General features: G+C 59.0%; 14 protein-coding genes and 1 pseudogene. 11 read left to right on the plus strand and 4 right to left on the minus strand.

What is annotated here, in order from left to right; translation table 11 throughout:
• The first annotated feature begins 260 nt into the window (after window positions 1-260).
• The 9 genes and pseudogenes from bglX (at window position 261) to PCPL58_RS22225 (ending at window position 14,745) form a co-directional block, all read left to right on the plus strand.
• A complete protein-coding gene (gene bglX, locus PCPL58_RS22185; protein WP_060708217.1) occupies window positions 261-2,558 on the plus strand; it encodes a beta-glucosidase BglX in 2,298 nt (765 codons plus the stop codon).
• Between the two features lie 69 nt (window positions 2,559-2,627).
• Window positions 2,628-4,385 carry an ATP-binding protein gene (locus PCPL58_RS22190; protein ID WP_065350456.1) on the plus strand — a complete coding sequence of 586 codons (1,758 nt, stop codon included), beginning with the start codon at window positions 2,628-2,630 and terminating at the stop codon, window positions 4,383-4,385.
• Window positions 4,382-5,524, plus strand: a pseudogene (locus tag PCPL58_RS22195) (sigma-54-dependent transcriptional regulator); the annotation flags it as partial. The gene PCPL58_RS22190 and the pseudogene PCPL58_RS22195, both read left to right, overlap by 4 nt.
• A 223-nt stretch (window positions 5,525-5,747) precedes the next feature.
• The gene (locus tag PCPL58_RS22200; RefSeq protein WP_083188469.1) at window positions 5,748-8,123 is read left to right on the plus strand and encodes a PAS domain-containing protein; all 2,376 of its coding nucleotides are present in this window, start codon (window positions 5,748-5,750) and stop codon (window positions 8,121-8,123) included.
• A gap of 166 nt (window positions 8,124-8,289) precedes the next feature.
• Complete coding sequence (locus tag PCPL58_RS22205) at window positions 8,290-9,984, plus strand: molecular chaperone HscC (protein WP_065350458.1); 1,695 nt, start codon at window positions 8,290-8,292, stop codon at window positions 9,982-9,984.
• Window positions 9,981-11,528 carry a J domain-containing protein gene (locus PCPL58_RS22210; protein WP_065350459.1) on the plus strand — a complete coding sequence of 516 codons (1,548 nt, stop codon included), beginning with the start codon at window positions 9,981-9,983 and terminating at the stop codon, window positions 11,526-11,528. Before PCPL58_RS22205 ends, PCPL58_RS22210 begins: the two co-directional genes overlap by 4 nt.
• Before the next feature lie 215 nt (window positions 11,529-11,743).
• Window positions 11,744-13,069 (plus strand): MFS transporter, encoded by a 1,326-nt coding sequence (locus PCPL58_RS22215; protein ID WP_003363806.1) that lies wholly within the window; start codon window positions 11,744-11,746, stop codon window positions 13,067-13,069.
• A 591-nt stretch (window positions 13,070-13,660) separates the two neighbouring features.
• Window positions 13,661-13,978, plus strand: a complete 318-nt coding sequence (locus tag PCPL58_RS22220) for a hypothetical protein (RefSeq protein WP_003363807.1) — start codon at window positions 13,661-13,663, stop codon at window positions 13,976-13,978.
• 143 nt (window positions 13,979-14,121) lie between these two features.
• Window positions 14,122-14,745 (plus strand): flavin reductase family protein, encoded by a 624-nt coding sequence (locus PCPL58_RS22225; protein ID WP_065350460.1) that lies wholly within the window; start codon window positions 14,122-14,124, stop codon window positions 14,743-14,745.
• On the opposite strand, the gene PCPL58_RS22230 is transcribed toward PCPL58_RS22225, so the two are convergent.
• Window positions 14,746-14,985 carry a hypothetical protein gene (locus tag PCPL58_RS22230; RefSeq protein WP_065350461.1) on the minus strand — a complete coding sequence of 80 codons (240 nt, stop codon included), beginning with the start codon at window positions 14,983-14,985 and terminating at the stop codon, window positions 14,746-14,748.
• A gap of 165 nt (window positions 14,986-15,150) precedes the next feature.
• Here PCPL58_RS22230 and PCPL58_RS31590 point away from each other — a divergent pair, with 165 nt between their 5' ends.
• Both PCPL58_RS31590 and PCPL58_RS22235 read left to right on the plus strand, forming a co-directional pair.
• On the plus strand, window positions 15,151-15,321 hold the full coding sequence (locus PCPL58_RS31590; protein ID WP_164989056.1) for a hypothetical protein: 171 nt from the start codon (window positions 15,151-15,153) through the stop codon (window positions 15,319-15,321).
• 127 nt (window positions 15,322-15,448) lie between these two features.
• Window positions 15,449-16,945: an MDR family MFS transporter gene (locus PCPL58_RS22235; protein ID WP_065350462.1), complete on the plus strand. Its 1,497-nt coding sequence runs from the start codon at window positions 15,449-15,451 to the stop codon at window positions 16,943-16,945.
• Between the two features lie 14 nt (window positions 16,946-16,959).
• Here the strand turns inward: PCPL58_RS22235 and PCPL58_RS22240 are convergent, their stop codons facing one another.
• The 3 genes from PCPL58_RS22240 to pmeR form a co-directional block, all read right to left on the minus strand.
• Window positions 16,960-18,093, minus strand: a complete 1,134-nt coding sequence (locus PCPL58_RS22240) for a DUF3396 domain-containing protein (protein WP_032609153.1) — start codon at window positions 18,091-18,093, stop codon at window positions 16,960-16,962.
• A complete protein-coding gene (locus PCPL58_RS22245) occupies window positions 18,074-18,277 on the minus strand; it encodes a hypothetical protein (protein ID WP_003363818.1) in 204 nt (67 codons plus the stop codon). The genes PCPL58_RS22240 and PCPL58_RS22245 overlap by 20 nt, the downstream gene beginning before the upstream one ends.
• A gap of 291 nt (window positions 18,278-18,568) precedes the next feature.
• Complete coding sequence (pmeR, locus tag PCPL58_RS22250) at window positions 18,569-19,228, minus strand: auxin-lysine conjugate-binding transcriptional regulator PmeR (protein ID WP_065350463.1); 660 nt, start codon at window positions 19,226-19,228, stop codon at window positions 18,569-18,571.
• Window positions 19,229-19,451 lie beyond the last annotated feature (223 nt).

Genomic DNA, 19,451 nt, shown 5'->3' on the forward strand with positions numbered 1-19,451 from the left:
ACACGCCTTAGCCAAAACACAAGTTCCCCGGCATAATCCACCGCCAACACCTGATCCGGTCACTATTTGATCGACAGGGTCTGTACAAAAATCAATCAAACCGCCATTTTCGTACACACCTTGGGGAGACTTCGTACAGTGAAGCGGATAGCAACTATCCTTGCATCCCGTGCGAACCATAACGCCAAAGGTCCATAACCCAAAAACTGGCTGTCGGACATTAAACGCGAGTTACTGACAAAAGCCTTGAGAAATCATTCATGAATAAGCTGTGTTTATTAGGTTTGCTGGTCGGTATGGCCAGTCAGTCGGTGATGGCCCAGACCGCTGCCGCCACGGACAATACAACGCTTCAAGCCAAGAATGCCTTCATCGGCAAACTCATGAAACAAATGACTCTGGACGAAAAGATCGGTCAGTTACGACTCATCAGTATCAGTTCGGAAATGCCACAGCCGCAAATTCTCAAGGAAATTGCCGCCGGAAGAATCGGCGGAACGTTCAACTCCATTACCCGTTCGGAAAATCGTCCGCTGCAGGAAGCCGCAGTCGCCAAAAGCCGTCTGAAAATTCCGATGTTCTTTGCCTACGACGTGGTTCACGGTCATCGCACGATTTTCCCGATCAGCCTGGGCATGGCCGCCAGCTGGGACATGGACGCCATCGCACTGATGGCCCGGGTCTCGGCCAAAGAAGCCAGTGCCGACAGCATCGACATGACTTTCGCCCCCATGGTGGATATTTCCCGCGACCCTCGCTGGGGCCGCAGCTCCGAGGGCTTCGGTGAAGACACTTACCTGGTGTCACGCATTTCCGACGTGATGGTCAGGTCCTTCCAGGGCAAGAACGTCGCAGCCAATGACAGCATCATGGCTGCCGTCAAACACTTCGCCCTGTATGGCGCAGTAGAAGGCGGACGCGACTACAACACCGTGGACATGAGCATGACGCGCATGTACCAGGACTACCTGCCGCCCTACAAGGCCGGCATCGATGCCGGCGCCGGCGGCATCATGGTCGCACTCAACTCGATCAACGGCGTGCCGTCGACCTCCAACAAATGGCTGATGCAGGACCTGTTGCGCAAGGACTGGGGCTTCAAGGGCGTGACCATCAGCGACCACGGTGCGCTCAAGGAACTGATCGACCACGGCGTGGCCAAGGATTTCCGCGAGGCCGCCAAGCTGGCGATCAAGGCGGGCGTCGACCTGAGCATGAACGACGCGGCCTATGGCGAGCAGTTGCCTGGCCTGGTGAAAGACGGCGAAGTTTCCATGAAGGAAATCGACAACGCCGTGCGTGAAGTGCTGGGTGCCAAGTACGACATGGGTCTGTTCGCCTCGCCTTACGGCCGCATCGGCGTCGCTGCCGATGACCCTGCCGATACCTATTCCGATGACCGCCTGCACCGTGCCGAAGCTCGCGATGTGGCGCGCAAGACACTGGTACTGCTGAAAAACCAGAACGAGACACTGCCGCTGAAGAAACAAGGCACCATCGCAGTGATTGGCGGACTGGCACAAAGTCACCTCGACATGCTCGGCAGCTGGTCGGCAGCGGGTCGTCCCAACCAGTCGGTGACGGTGTATGAAGGGCTGGCCAACGCGGTCGGCGACAAGGCCAAGCTGGTTTATGCGCGCGGTGCCAACGTCAGTGACAACGAACACGTCCTCAACTACCTGAACTTCATCGAGAAGGAAGTAGAGGTCGATCCGCGCCCGGCGCAGGAAATGATCGACGAAGCGGTCAAGGTCGCCGAGCAGGCCGATGTGATCGTTGCCGTGGTCGGCGAGTCGCGCGGCATGTCGCATGAGTCGGCCAGCCGCAGCAGCCTGGACATTCCGGGCAAACAGCGCGACCTGATCAAGGCGCTCAAGGCCACTGGCAAACCACTGGTGCTGGTGCTGATGAATGGCCGTCCGCTGGTTCTGGTCGACGAACAGGAACAGGCTGACGCCATGCTCGAAACCTGGTTCCCGGGCACCGAAGGCGGCAACGCAGTGGCTGATGTGCTATTCGGCGACTACAACCCGTCGGGCAAGCTGGCCATGTCGTTTCCACGCTCGATCGGTCAACTGCCGGTCTACTATGCGCACCTGAACACCGGCCGTCCGTATCACGAAGGCAAGCCAGGCAACTACACCTCGCACTACTTCGAGGAGCCCAATGGCCCGCTGTTTCCGTTCGGTTATGGCCTGAGCTACACCCAGTTCGACGTCTCGGACATCAAGTTGTCGGACGCCAGCATGACGCGCAAAGGCAAGGTGACTGCCAGCGTGACCGTGAAGAATACCGGCAAGGTGGCCGGTGCAACCGTTGTGCAGTTGTATCTGCATGACGTGGCAGCGTCGATCAGCCGTCCGGTAAAAGAACTGAAGAACTTCGAAAAGGTAATGCTTGAGCCCGGAGAAGAAAAAGTCGTGACCTTCACCCTCAGTGAAGACGATCTGAAGTTCTACAACAGCGAGCTCAAGCACGTGGCGGAACCTGGCGAATTCAAGGTAATGATCGGTCTGGACTCGCAAGCAGTGAAAGAAGCGACCTTCAATCTGTTGTAAACCCTGCGCGTGGCGCGTTCGTGAGCATTCGCTCGGGAACGCGCCGACAGGGTCCGATCAGGCTGCGACATGACGCTCAAGCATCGCTACTGGCGCATTACCCTGTACGTGCTGCTGATCCTGGCCGGTGCGGCCCTGTGCGCCGGGCTCGCGATGCGTCAGGCGCAGCGTCACGCCATGTCGGAAGATGCCGCGCGTGCCGAAGGACAGCTGGCACTGTATGCCAATACCCTGCACACCCTGATCGAGCGCTATCGCGCCCTGCCCTCCGTTCTGGCGCTGGACCCGGAAATTCGTGCCGCGCTGAGCGGCCCGGTGACCGGTGAGGTGCAGAACGCCCTCAACCTCAAGCTGGAAAAGATCAACAGCGCGGCTCATTCGTCGACGCTGGAGTTGCTCGACCGGCAGGGTCTGGCGATTGGCGCGAGCAACTGGCGCACGCCCAATAGCTATGTCGGCCACAACTACGCTTTTCGACCCTACTTCCTGCAAACCCGCGCCAAGGGCACCGGGCGTTTCTATGCGGTCGGTGTGACCACCGGAATTCCAGGGTACTTTCTGTCCAGTGCGGTATTGAACGACACCGGCGGGTTCATGGGGGCGATGGTCGTGAAGCTGGAGTTCCCGAGCCTTGAGCAGGAGTGGGATCAGGGTGAGGACCTGCTGCTGGTCAGCGATGAGAAAGGCATCGTGTTCATCGCCAATCAACCAGGCTGGCGCTATCGCGAGCTGCTGCCAATCTCGGTGGAAGATCGTGCCAGCCTGTTGCGCACCCGCCAGTACGACAAGAAGGTATTGTCACCGCTACGCAGCCGGGTCCTCGACAGCTTCAGCGAAAACAGTCATTTGAGCCGTGTCGAAGGCCCGGACGGCACCACGGATTATCTCTGGCAGTCGCTGCCCCTTGCGGATGAGAATTGGACTCTGCATCTGCTGCGCAAGCCGCCCGCGGCCAGTGAAGACGTTCGCAATGCAGGACTGGCCGCCGCGGGTATCTGGCTGGCGCTGGTATTTCTGAGTCTGTTTCTCTATCAGCGCTGGCGACTGGCGCGACTGAGAGAGCGCAACCGGGATGAACTGGAGCGCCTGGTGCAAGAACGCACGCGTGATCTGCAAACCGCGCAGGACGGTCTGGTGCAGTCGGCCAAACTGGCGGCGCTGGGGCAGATGTCGGCAGCGCTGGCCCACGAAATCAACCAGCCGTTGACCGCCCAGCGCATGCAACTGGCGACCCTGCGGCTGCTGCTCGATCAGGGCCGAATCGATGAAGCCTGCAAAGCATTGGTTCCCGTCGATCAGCAACTGACACGAATGGCCGCCTTGACCAGCCACCTGAAGACCTTCGCACGCAAGAGCCCCAGCGGACTGCGCGAACGGCTGGACCTGGCCACGGTGGTCGATCAGGCCTTGTTGCTGCTCGACCCGCGCCTGCGCGAGGAGCACGTCCACTGCGTTCTGCATGTGTCACGTCCGGCATGGGGGCGCGGCGATGCCATCCGCCTGGAACAGGTACTGATAAACCTGCTGCGCAATGCGCTGGACGCCATGCGCGAGTGCCGCTCCAGGCGCCTTGAAGTGCGTATCGACGCCGTCGACAACCAGTGGCGGCTCAGCGTCAGGGACAACGGAAGCGGGATCGCTGCGAAGGATCTGCCGAGCATTTTCGATCCGTTCTTCACCACCAAACCGGTAGGCGACGGCCTGGGCCTTGGCCTGGCTGTGTCGTACGCCATCATTCATGAACTGGGCGGACAACTGACGGCGCAAAACCATGCGGACGGTGCCGAGTTCTGGTTCAGCTTGCCCAATGACTTTCTGGAGGCCTGACCCGGCTGCAAGGCGCAGACCGCGACCTGCCAGTCATCCTCCTGACCGGCCATGGCGACGTGCCGATGGCTGTAGAGGCGATGCGCGAAGGGGCCTATGACTTTCTGGAAAAACCCTTCAGCCCGGAAACCCTGATCAGCAACCTGCGGCGCGCCCTCGAGAAACGCCAGCTGGTGCTGGAAAACCGCCGCCTGCATGAGCAGGCCGATGCCAGAACCCGCCTGGACGCCACGTTGCTCGGCGTATCGCCCGGCATGCAGACCCTGCGTCGCCAGGTGCTGGAACTGGCGCAACTGCCGGTCAACGTGATCATCCGCGGGGAGACCGGCAGCGGCAAGGAGCTGGTCGCTCGCTGCCTGCATGATTTTGGGCCGCGCGCCGCCAAACCTTTTGTCGCACTCAACTGCGCGGCCATCCCGGAGCACCTGTTCGAAGCCGAGCTGTTCGGCCACGAGAGCGGCGCCTTCACCGGCGCACAGGGCAAGCGCGTCGGTCGCCTGGAGTATGCCCACGGCGGCACGGTGTTCCTTGATGAAATCGAGAGCATGCCGATGGCGCAACAGGTCAAGCTGCTGCGCGTTCTACAGGACAAGCGCCTTGAGCGGCTGGGCTCGAATCAGAGTATCGACGTCGACCTGCGAATCATCGCGGCGACCAAGCCTGATCTTCTCGAAGAAGCGCGTGCCGGGCGCTTCCGCGAAGACCTGGCCTACCGCCTCAACGTTGCCGAGCTGCGCCTGCCGCCGCTGCGCGAGCGCCTTGAAGACATCGCGCAACTGTTCAGCCACTTCGCCCGCGCCGCCGCCGAACGTGTAGGCCGGGAAGCGCCAGCGCTGGATGCCGCACATGTAGGTCAGTTGCTCGGCCATGACTGGCAAGGCAACGTGCGCGAGCTGGCCAATGCCGCCGAGCGCCAGGCCCTGGGGCTGGAGCAAGCCCTGCCGCAACCTGATACGCAATGGCCGGGGCACTCGCTGGCGGCGCGTCAGGAGGCCTTCGAAGCACAATGCCTGCGCGCCTCGCTGGCCCGTCACAAAGGCGACATCAAGGCGGTGCTCAATGAATTGCAACTGCCTCGAAGGACGCTGAACGAGAAGATGCAGCGCCATGCTCTGGTACGCGAAACGTTCCTCGAATGAGGGCTGCGCAGATTCCGTACAGCTTGTTCCGGCGATAACCGAACATTTCCCGCAGCGCCGGGTCTGCATACTGTCACGGCCATGTGCGGTCGTGATGGCTGGATACTGGAAAGGCATAATGACATCATACCCGCCTGGCTATTCAGCTCACTTTGACAGTCCGAAAGATGGGGCATTTTCTACCGTGAATACTCCCCTCGACCTCCCATTGGGAGGCGGCGAAATGGGTCGGTTTATCCGAGAGACGGACTGGTCTACGTCCGCGCTTGGACCGAAGCAAGCATGGCCCGCAGCGCTACTGTCTTCAATGAACCTGATGCTCAGTTGCCCGGATAGCATGTACCTGCTCTGGGGCCCTGACTACATTCTGTTCTTCAATGACGCTTACTCTCAGGTGCTGCCCATTGCGGCACGACAGGCGCAGGGCCAACCCATTGCCTCGGTGTGGGGCGATGCCTGGGACGCCGTGCGGCCACTCGCCGAGCACGCGCTGGCCGGACAAAGCCGCCGATCCGACAATATTCAGCGCACCATCGTCCGTAATGGCAAGCCCGAGCAGACCTGGTGGTCGCTGTCCTATTCTCCACTGTACGGCGATAGCGGCCTGATCGAGGGGGTATTCTGCCGGGTCAACGAAACCACTTCGCAGGTCATGGCTGAAGCCCGTCAGTCGGAGAACGAAGCGTTCACGGACCGTGTGCTGTCGAGCATCAACGACTGCATCAAGGTGCTGGACCTCGACTCGCGCCTGACCTTCATGAGCGAAGGCGGCCAGCGGATCATGGAAGTCAGCGATTTCAACGCGATTCGCGGCTGCCCCTGGCCCGACTTCTGGCAGGACCAGGGCAATCTGGACGCCATCGCTGCGGTCGAAGCGGCCAGATCGGGTCAAAACGCCAGCTTCATCGGCTCGGCGCAGACCATGGCCGGCACCACCAAGTGGTGGCATGTGCAGGTCAGCCCGATTTTCGGCAAGGATGGCAAACCGGAAAAGATTCTGTGTGTTTCCCGAGACATGACCCAGCTCAGAGACGCTGAAGAAGCGTTGCTGTCGCTCAACGAGACACTCGAGCAGCGCGTGATCGAACGCACCCAGGACCGTGATCGTATCTGGCGGCTGTCGACCGACCTGATGCTGGTGGCGCAGTTCGACGGGATCGTCTCGGCGGTCAATCCGGCATGGAATCAGGCTCTGGGCTGGTCGGAAGAGCAACTGCTCAACAGCCAGTTCCTGGCACTGGTGCACCCTGAAGACGTGGAAAGTACGCTGGCCGCCATGAGCGGGCTGGAGAACGGCCGCACTATTCCTCACTTCAAGAACCGCTATCGCCATCTGGACGGGTCGTACCGGACCATCTCCTGGACTGCCGTGCCGGACAAACAATTCATCCATGCCGTCGGCCGTGACATTCAGGCCGAGGAAGAGGCCAATGAAGCGTTGCGGCTTTCGCAGGACGCCCTGCACCAGGCGCAGAAGCTGGAAGCCATCGGTCAACTGACCGGCGGCGTGGCACATGATTTCAATAACCTGTTGACGGTGATCCGCTCCTGCAGCGACCTGTTGAAATCGCCAAACCTCGAAGAGTCCCGTCGCGTTAAGTATGTCGAGGCCATTTCCAGCACGGTAGACCGAGCCGCTCGCCTGACCGGACAGTTGCTGGCGTTTGCCCGCCGCCAGGCCTTGCAGCCGGAAGTGTTCGATGTCTGCAAGAGTGTGGCGCGCATTGGCGAGATGATGGACACGCTTACCGGCGCACGTATTCAGGTCAGCATCGACCTGCCTGCCGAGCCGTGCTTCATCTTTGCCGACGGCAGCCAGTTCGACACGGCGCTGGTCAACATGGTGGTCAACGCCCGCGATGCCATGTCCGGCGCGGGTAAGTTGGTCATAAAGGTTGATTGCGCTGCCTGTGCTGCCGACGATCAGCCCGCTTCACTCGGTGAGGGTGATTATGTAAGGGTATCGCTGACCGATACCGGCGCAGGTATCGCCAAGGAGAAGCTGGGGCTGATCTTCGAACCGTTCTATACCACCAAGAGTGTCGGCCAGGGCACAGGGCTGGGGTTGTCGCAGGTATTCGGTTTTGCCAAACAGTCGGGCGGTGAAGTTCTGGTTGAAAGCGAGCTGGGCAAGGGCAGCCGCTTCACGCTGTGCCTGCCCAGCGCACAACGTCACGAAGTGATCCAGGAAGATAATCGCCATATCCTCCCCCCATTGCCAGGGCTGTGCGTGCTGATGGTCGAGGACAATCAGGACATCGGCACCTATACACGCCCGATGCTTGAGCAATTGGGCTTTCAGGTGCTCTGGGTGAGCAGTGCCGCCGAGGCGCTGAAAGAGCTCTCCGGCAACCCGGAAAACTTTCATGTGGTGTTCTCGGACATCGCCATGCCGGGCATGAGCGGACTGGAGCTGTACGCCGAAATCGAAGCGCGCTATCCGTGGATGCCGGTGGTTCTTACCACCGGGTACAGCACTGAGTTCGCGACGATCGCTCAGGACGAAACACACCGCTTCGACCTGCTGCAGAAACCCTACTCCAAAGATGATCTGGCGGCGATTCTGCACAAGGCCGTGAGTCGTACCGGCGAACACTGATGGTATGGATTGGTCTGAATCCATCATGCCAGCGGATTCACTGATGTCTGATACGCATGAGTGAACCCCGGCACTTCCCACGCATAAAACCAAGACAACACCGGTTGCCTTGATTCAGAATCACGCAAAACATCGCAACACTCTTAGAGCAGGGAGCATTTTCGAGATGATCGTTGGTATTGATCTGGGGACCACCAACAGCCTGGTGGCTGTATGGCGCGACGGCAGCAGTGAACTGGTGACCAACGCACTGGGTGAAACTCTCACCCCCAGCGTTGTCGGGCTGGACGATGACGGGCAGATTCTGGTCGGCAAGGCGGCCCGCGAACGACTGCAGACTCACCCGAAAAAAACCACGGCCCTGTTCAAACGCTACATGGGCAGTGCCCAGGAAATTCGCTTGGGCTGTGCTACTTACCGCCCGGAAGAGTTGTCCTCGCTGGTCCTCAAAAGCCTGAAAGCCGATGTCGAGCGCGCGTTTGGCGAGCCTGTCACGGAAGCGGTGATCAGCGTTCCGGCCTATTTCAGCGACGCTCAACGTAAAGCCACGCGTATTGCCGGAGAGCTGGCGGGGCTCAAGGTCGAGAAGCTCATCAACGAGCCGACAGCGGCGGCACTCGCGTATGGCCTTCACCAGAAGGAAGGCGAAACTTCGTTTCTGGTCTTCGATCTGGGTGGCGGTACGTTCGACATCTCGATCCTCGAACTCTTCGACGGCGTGATGGAAGTGCGTGCCAGTGCGGGCGACAACTTTCTGGGGGGTGAAGATTTCGACCAGGTCATGGTCGAGCACTTCGTGAACCTGCACCGCGATGAGCCGGACTTCCCGTCAACGGAGCTGATTGCCCCGGCCTTGCGGCGCGAAGCCGAGCGAGTGCGCAGGGCTTTGGGTCAGGACGGAAGTGCCGACTTCGTATTGCGTCACGCCGAGAGGGAATGGCGCAAGACCATTACTCAAGAGCAGATGAGCGATTTTTATGCGCCCCTGCTTAACCGCCTGCGCGCTCCGGCCGAGCGTGCGCTTCGAGACGCGAGGATACGCGTCGCCGATCTGGATGAGATTCTGCTGGTGGGCGGCACAACGCGGATGCCACTGATCCGCAAGCTTGCCGCGAGCCTGTTCGGGCGCTTCCCTTCCATTGCACTCAACCCTGATGAAATCGTCGCACAGGGCGCCGCGGTGCAAGCGGCGCTCAAGCAGCGGGACGCAGCGCTGGAGGAGATCGTCCTAACCGACGTATGCCCTTACACGCTGGGAATCGAGACCATCGCGCAAATTGCCAATCGCTATGAAAGCGGTCATTACCTGCCCATTATCGAACGCAACAGCGTCGTACCGGTCAGCCGGGTAAAAACAGTTCAGACCGTCAGTGATGATCAGGAACACGTCATGGTGCGGATCTTTCAGGGCGAAAGTCGCATGGTCAAGGACAACATTGCGCTGGGTGAGCTCATCATTCCGATCCCCAAGGCCAAGGCCGGCGAAGTAGCGCTGGATGTGCGCTTTACCTATGACAACAACGGCCTGCTGGAGGCCGATGTGATGACACAGCTGACCGGGGAACGTCACAAGCTGGTTATCGAAAACAACCCTGGCGTGATGACGCCTGATGAAATACAGGAACGCCTTCAGGTACTCGAAGCGCTCAAAGTCCATCCACGCGAACAGCAGGCCAACACTCACCTGATCGCCAGACTTGAACGCCTGTACCAGGAATGCCTGGGCAGTGATCGAGAACTTATCGATCATTGGACCAGCCAGTTTCAGCATGTGCTGGAGACACAGGACGAGCGGCAGATCAGCGAAATTCGCAAGCAACTCAAACAGGAAGTCGACACGTTCGAGCAGGGCGCAAGATGATCGACTGTTGGTCCGTACTTGAGCTGAATAACGATGCCGACGAGCGCAGCATCAAACGACAATATGCCCGGTTATTGAAGGTCAACCGTCCTGATGAAGACCCGGCAGCCTTCCAGAATCTGCGTGATGCCTATGAAGAGGCGCTGCAGCTGGCACGATCACGCGCGGACGAAGATGACCCGCCCGTCATGCTGCGCCAGCCTTTGCCTGAGCCCTCGCCTGCCCCCCTCCTGACAACGACTGTTATCGAGCAGCCCGATGGCATGGACTGGCTTCAACAGGTCAGGCAGACCACTGCGCAGAATCTGCCCGAGCAACAGCAGATCGCCATGGAGCACGGACAGGCGGAGCGCTTTCAACAACTGTTGCTGCTGGAGTGCCTGAACGACTCGGCGCGCCGTGTCGAGTTGATCAAAGCTGCATTTCAGCATTTGCGCTGGCTGACGGTATGGCAAAGCATTCATATCAGCAGCTACCAGCAGCACGCCTTGGCAGAGGCGATATTGCGCGAGGCGTTCGAAGCGTTCAGCGCACTCATCGAAAACGGGCAGCATGCGCGCTTCATTGAAGAACTTCGGGCGCTGGAACAACAGCCCTGGCTGACAGAACTGGAGCGTCGCGAGCATTTGCAATGCAGGTGCATGGTCTTGCTGATTGCCAGCCACCCTGTGACCTCTGACCTGCTGGAACAGACGCGCGCGGTATTTGGCTGGAACCTGCAGCAAAACCTCCACCCCGGTCCCGAAGACCTCTGGCAGGCGCTGCGCCAGCGATACGAAGAAGTGGAGTATGCCGAGCATCTGCAACGCCTGCTCGATGCCAAACCGAGCACTGCCGAAGGCAAGGCCGCGCACTTGATGTTCAAGCCGCCACGTCTGGCCGCGCGGATCCGTACCGCAGTCAAGCAAGACGCTTCGGTGTGGAACGCCTGCGCGCATATTCAGGAGCAGTTGACCGTTCACTACCCCGACGTCCTCAAGCGCTACCCCAAAGCGGACCTGAGCGCCTGGAAGCTCATGCGTGAGCAGAGCGACTTCACGCCGCTCATCTGGGTCTACATAGGCGCGTTTCTGCTGGCGTTGCTGGCACCCCCGCTGGCGCCTGAAGGTGTGGAGTACGATCCGGGAACGCGGGTCCTCGTGCTATTCCTGTCACCGCTCTGGACAACCGTCGGCTTCTTCATCTTCATCTGCATATGGCGTCCGCTGATGGTTCTGGCAGAGCCAGCCGATGCGTGGCTGAGCAGCAAGTTACTGCCCAAGGTGCTGAGCTGGCCCGGTGCCCAGGCGCTGGTCTTGCGGCGTGGCCTCCCCTTTTTGTTTCTGGGCCTTGTCCAGGTGCTCGACGGTCCGCGGACACTTCTGGCTTATCTGGTGCTGGCGGTGCTGTGGGTCGCCGTGTCGCCTTATCGCTACCTGTTTCAAACAGCGCCTATCCGGCAAAGGATTCGGCAGTTTTATGCAAGGCACACGATCATGGTGATCATCGGCACGCTGAGCATCGTCATGGCGGCGCTGTTGCTCTCCTCCAGACTGAGCGCTTGAGCGGTCTTCTGTCGGCAATCGACCAGAACGCCCTGCTGCGAGCGCTCCCATCGGCAAGAATCCGCTTACCTCAACCGGGCAGATAAGCGGATTATTGCTCATCAAAGATTCCCGACGGCTCTAGAACAAGCCCTCATGGTGTGGCACAGCTCCTGCTATGTAACAGGTAGGGCACCCAATGCCTCCTTCCAAAAATAATGAAAACAAGGAACACCATGGAAACCTCCAATCCCGCCTCCCATGGGTCGGCTGCTACTGCTGCTGGCCAGAAAACCACCTCCAGCCGTCTCAAATCGATTTTCAGTGGCTCGGTCGGCAACATGGTCGAGTGGTACGACTGGTACGTCTACGCCGCCTTCTCGCTGTACTTCGCCAAAGCCTTCTTTCCCAAGGGCGACACCACCGCACAGCTGCTCAACACCGCCGCGATCTTCGCCGTCGGCTTTCTGATGCGGCCCATCGGTGGCTGGTTGATGGGGCTTTACGCCGACTACAAAGGGCGCAAGGCTGCGCTGATGGCCTCGGTGCTGCTGATGTGCTTCGGCTCGCTGATCATTGCCCTGACACCAGGCTATGAAAGCATCGGCGTCGGTGCTCCGATCCTGCTGGTGTTCGCCCGCTTGCTGCAGGGGCTGTCTGTCGGCGGTGAATACGGCACGTCCGCCACCTACCTCAGCGAAATGGCCACCAAGGAACGTCGCGGCTTTTTCTCCAGCTTTCAGTACGTGACGCTGATTTCCGGCCAGCTCATCGCACTGGGCGTGCTGATCGTGCTGCAACAGACGCTGACCACCGAGCAACTGTATGCCTGGGGCTGGCGCATCCCGTTCGTCATCGGTGCCCTGTGCGCAATCGTCGCGCTGTTCCTGCGTCGTGGCATGGAAGAAACCGAATCGTTCACGCGCAAGAAGAAGGAAAAGCCCAAGGAAAGCCTGATGCGCACGCTGATGCGTCATCCCAAGGAACTGATGACCGTCGTCGGTCTGACCATGGGCGGGACACTGGCTTTCTACACCTACACCACTTACATGCAGAAGTATCTGGTCAACACCGTCGGCATGAGCATCACCGACTCGACGTCGATATCAGCGGCAACACTGTTTCTGTTCATGCTGTTGCAACCGGTCGTCGGCGCGCTGTCCGACAAGGTCGGGCGTCGTCCGATCCTCATTGCGTTCGGCGTGTTGGGAACGCTGTGTACCGTACCGATCCTGACCACGCTGCATACCATTCAGACATGGTGGGGTGCGTTCTTCCTGATCATGGCGGCGCTGATCATCGTCAGCGGTTATACCTCGATCAACGCAGTGGTGAAGGCCGAGCTGTTTCCGACCGAGATCCGCGCGCTGGGCGTCGGCCTGCCTTACGCCCTGACGGTATCGATCTTCGGCGGTACTGCGGAATACATCGCGCTGTGGTTCAAGAGCATCGGTATGGAAACCGGTTACTACTGGTACGTCACTGCCTGTATCGCCTGCTCGCTGCTGGTGTATGTGTTCATGAAAGATACCCGCAAGCACTCGCGCATCGAAACCGACTGATCGGATTGCGACGATTCTCGTGCCCAGGCTCCGCTCTCATCGTTATATATAAATCTCGTAGGAGCGAGCTTGCTCGCGAAGAGGCCAGTACAACCTCCAGAAATAGAGCGTTATGACTGACTCTTCGTGAGCAATGGGGATCGCCGCCCCGTTCACTCCATTTTTCGGGCTTATCGAGACCTGTGTATAACGCTGAGGACTCTGCCAAGGCACGAGAGTCATCAAGCTCGCTTACAACGATCAATATCATCGTCCGCATCGATACATCAGCCGCTACAAAACAATCAATTACATCCACGACCTGCAACAGAGTGTTACAGGGCGGTGCATCATTTGGCCAACTTTCAGTAATAAACGCTTGAATTAACTGTACTTTTAATTTGTCAAGGGCCTTTATTACAAGACTTTTCAAGAATTGCACCACAATAATGCAATCCCGCCTGAAAGGCCCGAAACCAGAGCATTACAGCCAACTATCATTTTCAGCGATGATCGCTAGCAATCCTATTAACTTCTTAATAATCCGCTGGCGCGTAGCATTGCCTCCATACCGGGATGACAACTCACCCGACACTCATTGGAGACATCATCATGAAAACCAACACATTGATCTTTGGCCTGGCTATCTCTGTTCTGGCTTCCAGCGCATTTGCACTTCCAGTCACCCACGTTCAAAGCGACCTGTCCAGCGCCACCCTCGTTGCTGAAGGCGGTACCAAACATACCAACGTCGGCTCGATCCGCGTATCTGCTGACGGCGCCGATCACGTCGGTGCCAATCGTCTGGCCGCTGATGGTGCAGATCGCGTCGGTGCCAACCGTCAGGCTGCCGATGGTGCAGACCACGTCGGTGCCAATCGTCTTGCGGCAGACGGTGCAGATCGCGTAGGCGCCAATCGTCTGGGCTGATCGCTCACGCAACATCCCAAGCCCGGCCAATGTCGGGCTTCTTCATGTCTAGCTCAGAGTGAAACACGCGAACTGCTCTGGCATCCTCTGCAAATGCGCAGCACTATGCTGACATCCATTATTGAGCCCATCAGGAACCGAGCATGTCAGACGCTATTCACTCCTACGAGCCTTCCAAGGGTCACGGCCTGCCGCACGACCCGTTCAACGCGATTGTAGGCCCACGCCCGATTGGCTGGATTTCGTCGCAGGATGCCCACGGCAAACTCAACCTGGCACCTTACAGCTTCTTCAATGCGTTCAACTACGTGCCGCCGATCATCGGGTTCTGCAGCGTGGGTCGCAAGGACAGCCTCAATAATATCGAGCAGACCGGCGAGTTCGTCTGGAACCTGGCGACCCGCTCGCTGGCCGAAGCCATGAACCAGAGCTGCGCACCGGTAGCGCCGGATGTCAGCGAATTCGAGCTGGCAAACCTGACACCACTGGCCTCGCAGATCGTCTCGGTGCCGCGTGTACTCGAAACGCCGGTGTCGTTCGAGTGCAAGGTCACGCAGATCATTCAGTTGCAACGCGCCGACAAGGAACTGGTGCCCAGCTGGTTGATTCTGGGCGAGGTCGTGGCGGTGCACATCGACAAGTCACTGCTCAAGGACGGCGTTTACGACACTGCCGCCGCCGAGCCGATTCTGCGCGGCGGCGGCCCGGCGGATTACTTCCAGCTTGGCCCGGAAGCGCTGTTCAAGATGTTCCGCCCAGGCGCCTGATCAGGCGTCAGCCCAGACCGGTTCGCCCTCTGCATCAATATCGACCAGCCGCTGCAGCTCTTGCACAGCGGCCACGTCGGCATCATCGGCGGTCTTGAATTTCTGGTCCGGCAGCAGCGCATGGAAGCGCGGTGCGCCGCCGGCACCCAGCGCCTTTACGGCAATCGCCGCGTTATAACCCTGCTCGGACGGCATCACTGCCGAGACCACTTCAAACCCGTTGTATTCCTTGCGTGCCATGTGTCTCAACCCTGCCAATACGTCAAAGCGCGAATTCTAGCGCGTCTTCCGGTTCGTCCGACATGCGGCATCCAGCGATAACGGCAGCCGACGCAAAACCCAACCTTGTCCTACACTCTAATCAGTTCTTTCAAACTGCTCTGTAGCCGAGGTAAGGAGTGCGTCATGAAAGCAATAACAAGAAAATGCATGGTTGTCGCAGGAGCTCTGGCGGTATTGGCCGTCTACACCGCCGGCGCCTATCGTAACGAACTGGCGCGCCAGGCCCCTTATGTCTCCAGCTGTACGTTTGGCCATTGCGTGCCAACCGATGCCACCTTCAGCGCCTTGCGATGAGGCGCGCACAGCGTGAATTGCATCGCCATTCCGCAAAGGCACCTATCGATTAGCAAGCTATCGGATTAGACTGGCCAGACTCTCCCGCCACACTTGCGGCGGGTCAACACTGCCATCAGGTTTTGCCTTGACCAGTCTTACTCATACGCCTCCGGCCATTCGTAGCATCCTGTTTGCGTTGATGATGGCAGTCCTGCTCAGCGCGCTGGACCAAACCATCGTCGCGGTCTCGATGCCTGCCATTTCCGCCCAGTTCAGGGACATCGATCTACTGGCGTGGGTTATTTCCGCCTATATGGTGTCGCTGACCGTGGCTGTGCCGATCTACGGCAAGCTCGGCGATCTTTACGGGCGACGTAAACTGATGCTGTTCGGACTGGGGATTTTTACCCTGGCCTCGCTGTTCTGTGGCCTGGCGCAAAGCATGGAACAACTGGTGCTGGCGCGCGTCCTTCAGGGTATCGGCGCGGGCGGGATGGTTTCGGTCAGCCAGGCGATCATCGCCGACATCGTTCCACCTCGTGAGCGCGGCCGTTATCAGGGTTACTTCAGCAGCATGTACGCCGTGGCCAGCGTCGCCGGGCCGGTACTCGGTGGCCTGATGACTGAATACCTGTCCTGGCGCTGGGTGTTTCTGATCAATCTGCCGTTGGGGGCCGCCGCGCTGATCGTCGCGTATCGGACCCTCGTCGGCCTGCCAGTACCGCAACGCAAGCCGATTATCGATTATCTGGGTACCATGCTGATGATCATCGGCCTGACAGCGCTGCTGCTGGGGATTACCGAGATTGGCCAAGGGCACGGTCTGGACGATACCGAGGTTCAGTTGTTACTGGGCACCGCCCTGCTGACACTGGCTATTTTCGTCTGCTATGAACGTCGCACGGCCGAACCCTTGCTGCCCATGCATCTGTTCACCAACAAGAGCGCGGTGCTGTGCTGGTGCACCGTGTTCTTCACCAGCTTTCAGGCCATCTCCCTGATTGTCCTGATGCCGCTGCGTTACCAGACCGTCACCGGTGGCGGAGCAGACAGCGCCGCCCTGCACTTGCTTCCGCTGGCGATCGGCATGCCGATGGGTGCCTATTTCGCCGGGCGACGCACCGCGCATACCGGGCGCTACAAGCCGCTTATCCTGACCGGTGCGCTGCTGATGCCGATTGCGATTCTGGGCATGGCCTTCACGCCGCCGCAATCGCTGATAGTGATGAGCCTGTTCATGATTCTCACGGGGGTTGCGACCGGCATGCAGTTCCCCACCTCATTGGTGGGCACTCAGAATTCGGTTCAGCCGCGGGATATGGGCGTGGCCACCAGCACGACCAATCTATTCCGCTCGCTGGGTGGCGCCGTGGGCGTGGCACTGATGTCGGCGCTGCTGCTGGCCATGTTGCAGCACACCGGCGTCGGTCAACTCGGTGCAGGGGCGCTGGGTGGCGAAGGCAGCTCCGGCAACGTCCTGCTCGACAGTCTGAACGCGGCCACCGGACCCGCGCTGGAGACCCTGCGCGCCGAACTGGCACTGACCTTTAGAAACCTGCTGATCACCAGCGCGGCCATTTCGCTGCTCGGCCTTGCGGCAGCCGCAGTGATGCCCAATACGCTATTGCGAGGACGGGACTGATTCGCTTCTCGGGCTCAGGAAGGCATCCCGGCCCAGAACCACTGCGTTTTCTTGCTCTTTATATGGGCAAACGCAGGCATCAGTTCGCCCTCATCGAAGTGTCGACGGGAGCCTGACTGAGCGCTGCTGAACCAGCTGCCTGAGCGAGGGCATACTTGCCCGGCATCGACCGGCGGCAGCGGCTTTTCATCGAATCGCGCATACCACTGCGCAGTGGTTTCATCGGTAAAGCCAATTCCTGGAGCCAGGTAGGGATGAAGATTGCCGGTGTCCTGCAAGCGGATTGGCTTGATCATCCTGTTGACCGTCACATAAGGCTTTGGCGGCGGCAGCCCTCGCCCACCCAGCTCGGGCACCTCACCGGCGCGAATGATCAGGCCGTTGCGGTAGGTGTGGAACACGATCTCGCTGTGTGCACTCATCTCGCCGCGCATTTTGTCACTGCCTCCCAACTGCCTGACGAACGCATCACCGAGCACGGTGTACCAACTGACGCCCTTGATACGGTCCAGCAGGCGCAGGCTTTCAATGTGCGGGCCGGGGTCGACCATCAGCCCGCTGTAATCCTGAGCCAGCCGATATTCCCAAGGCAAATACTGATGACCGTCACACGGCAACACGCAGGCAAGACCACCAAAGCCGTGCTCGGCCTGCAGTTCGCTGCTGAGGTACCTGATCCAGTTCTCGTAATGCTTCAACCCCTCGGGCTCGGTCAGATACGACCAGGGCAAGACCATTTTCAGACACGATCGATCGTTGTCGGCCTGCCCCTCTGAGGTGTTCATCACAAACAGGCTGTAGGTGGCGACTTCAGCCTGAGTCGCACTGGCGATAGACCAGATGAACTGCTCGTCTGGCGGACTCTCGACAATCTGACGCCGGGTCGAGGCAAACCCGGTGCCGCTCAGGCGCCGCATGCGTTTGAACAGTTGCCATTTGAGTTTCGTTTTGAACGCGTCATAGAAGCGCGAAAAACAGGCCTCGACGCGACGCTTCATCTCCACGCTGTGGCCGTTGCGAAAATACAGCGTGGTGATCAACCCCAATCGAATGACCGGTGTGCCCAATACGGAATCCATGGCCACACGCTCGGATTGTTGCGTGATCCTGGCCAATAACCTCACAGCGTCAGTTGCAGTGTCCGACATGCTCCGCCCTCCCATTATTCGCGGAAGTCAGGTTTTTGCGCGTGCGTGCATGCCCTTCACAGGTTTTGATCAGCCCGGAAATCTCCCCGCTCATGGGGTAGCCGAGGCCCTGCCCGCCCGATTGGACATCAACGTAACTGGCGATGATTTCAGGGCACATAAGCGCAAGATCCGGCAAAAACATGCAACTTTCCTCTCTTCTGTTCTTTCAGGGGGCGAAGAGTGAAGGGAGTTTTCCTGCGGAGCAATACTCGGAATTTACTTTGGGAAATCAGCTACATGTATCAGGAAATGTCCTACCTGCTTCCTACAATATCTTGTCAGATCAACGCTCGCCGATGCTTGCACGGCGAGCGCAATCCATGAATACCGATAAACGATCGGTAAACCCGCTATATAAGAGGCACGAATTGGAGTTAGGCTCTGCACAGAGTCGCTGGCAGGCGGAACCGGCGGTGCCGCCGGTCATGTTCAGTCAGACGCCAGTCGTTGAGCGAGTGCCATTGATCAGCAACGTCGGACTGAAGCGCAGCATGTCCAGACACACGTCGACCAGTTGCTCGGCCTCTGCGGGCAACGAGAAGCTGTCCGGGACCAGCAGCCACTGATAGATGATGCCATTGACGTAAGCAAACAGGGCCACTGCAGCCCGGGCCGTGTCCAGCCCTTTGGGCAATTGTCCCTGGCGTACGGCATTGTTCAGCCCCAGGGTGATACGGTCGTGGCACTGTATGGCGTTGTCCTGGCGCTGACGACGAAAATCACACATCTCGTCGGTAAACTCGCACTTGTGAAACAGGATTTCATTGATGCGACGGGTTTTCGGGTCCAGTGCGAGTTCATGAAACAGGTGAATCAACAGATTTCTCATGCAGCCCAGCGGGTCTTCCTCGTCCTCGCTCTGACTGGCCTCCGCCATTTCGTCGAGAGGCTCCTGAAGACTGTCGAGCATGGCCTGCACCAGATCGGCCTTATTATTGAAGTGCCAATAAATGGCGCCTCGCGTCACACCGGCAAGCGTCGCAATATCGGCCAGCGTGGTGCGGGCGACGCCTCGCTCATAAAAAGCCTGCTCGGCAGCCTCCAGGATCTGGCTGCGAGTGATCTGAGCTTCCTCTTTGGTGCGACGAACCATGGCAATAAGACCTCAAAAAATTCACCTCAGGCACGCGTCTTGCGTCATGCCTTGAGATATGGCCGGGCGGCATTTGTCTCGCCTTGTCCCGAATCGGCTCCCGGCTCCCTGAATAGTGGCCGAATGCGCATTGCGGTGTTTACAAACAGCCGCGAATGTAAGTATATTCCTTAGCATGCTACTTATCTAGCCGAAATATTTTTTTACACTTCAACGTACTGTT

Origin of the sequence: Pseudomonas cerasi, from assembly GCF_900074915.1 — a bacterium.
Classification (GTDB): domain Bacteria; phylum Pseudomonadota; class Gammaproteobacteria; order Pseudomonadales; family Pseudomonadaceae; genus Aquipseudomonas; species Aquipseudomonas cerasi.

Coding starts and splice junctions, on each gene's coding strand:
- PCPL58_RS22230 (WP_065350461.1), bottom strand. CDS start 14,985: ATGGCACGCAAGGAATACAACGGGTTTGAAGTGGTCTCGGCAGTGATG.
- PCPL58_RS22190 (WP_065350456.1), top strand. CDS start 2,628: ATGACGCTCAAGCATCGCTACTGGCGCATTACCCTGTACGTGCTGCTG.
- pmeR (WP_065350463.1), bottom strand. CDS start 19,228: ATGGTTCGTCGCACCAAAGAGGAAGCTCAGATCACTCGCAGCCAGATC.
- PCPL58_RS31590 (WP_164989056.1), top strand. CDS start 15,151: ATGAAAGCAATAACAAGAAAATGCATGGTTGTCGCAGGAGCTCTGGCG.
- PCPL58_RS22200 (WP_083188469.1), top strand. CDS start 5,748: ATGGGTCGGTTTATCCGAGAGACGGACTGGTCTACGTCCGCGCTTGGA.
- PCPL58_RS22215 (WP_003363806.1), top strand. CDS start 11,744: ATGGAAACCTCCAATCCCGCCTCCCATGGGTCGGCTGCTACTGCTGCT.
- PCPL58_RS22220 (WP_003363807.1), top strand. CDS start 13,661: ATGAAAACCAACACATTGATCTTTGGCCTGGCTATCTCTGTTCTGGCT.
- PCPL58_RS22210 (WP_065350459.1), top strand. CDS start 9,981: ATGATCGACTGTTGGTCCGTACTTGAGCTGAATAACGATGCCGACGAG.
- PCPL58_RS22245 (WP_003363818.1), bottom strand. CDS start 18,277: ATGTTTTTGCCGGATCTTGCGCTTATGTGCCCTGAAATCATCGCCAGT.
- PCPL58_RS22205 (WP_065350458.1), top strand. CDS start 8,290: ATGATCGTTGGTATTGATCTGGGGACCACCAACAGCCTGGTGGCTGTA.
- PCPL58_RS22225 (WP_065350460.1), top strand. CDS start 14,122: ATGTCAGACGCTATTCACTCCTACGAGCCTTCCAAGGGTCACGGCCTG.
- PCPL58_RS22240 (WP_032609153.1), bottom strand. CDS start 18,093: ATGTCGGACACTGCAACTGACGCTGTGAGGTTATTGGCCAGGATCACG.
- bglX (WP_060708217.1), top strand. CDS start 261: ATGAATAAGCTGTGTTTATTAGGTTTGCTGGTCGGTATGGCCAGTCAG.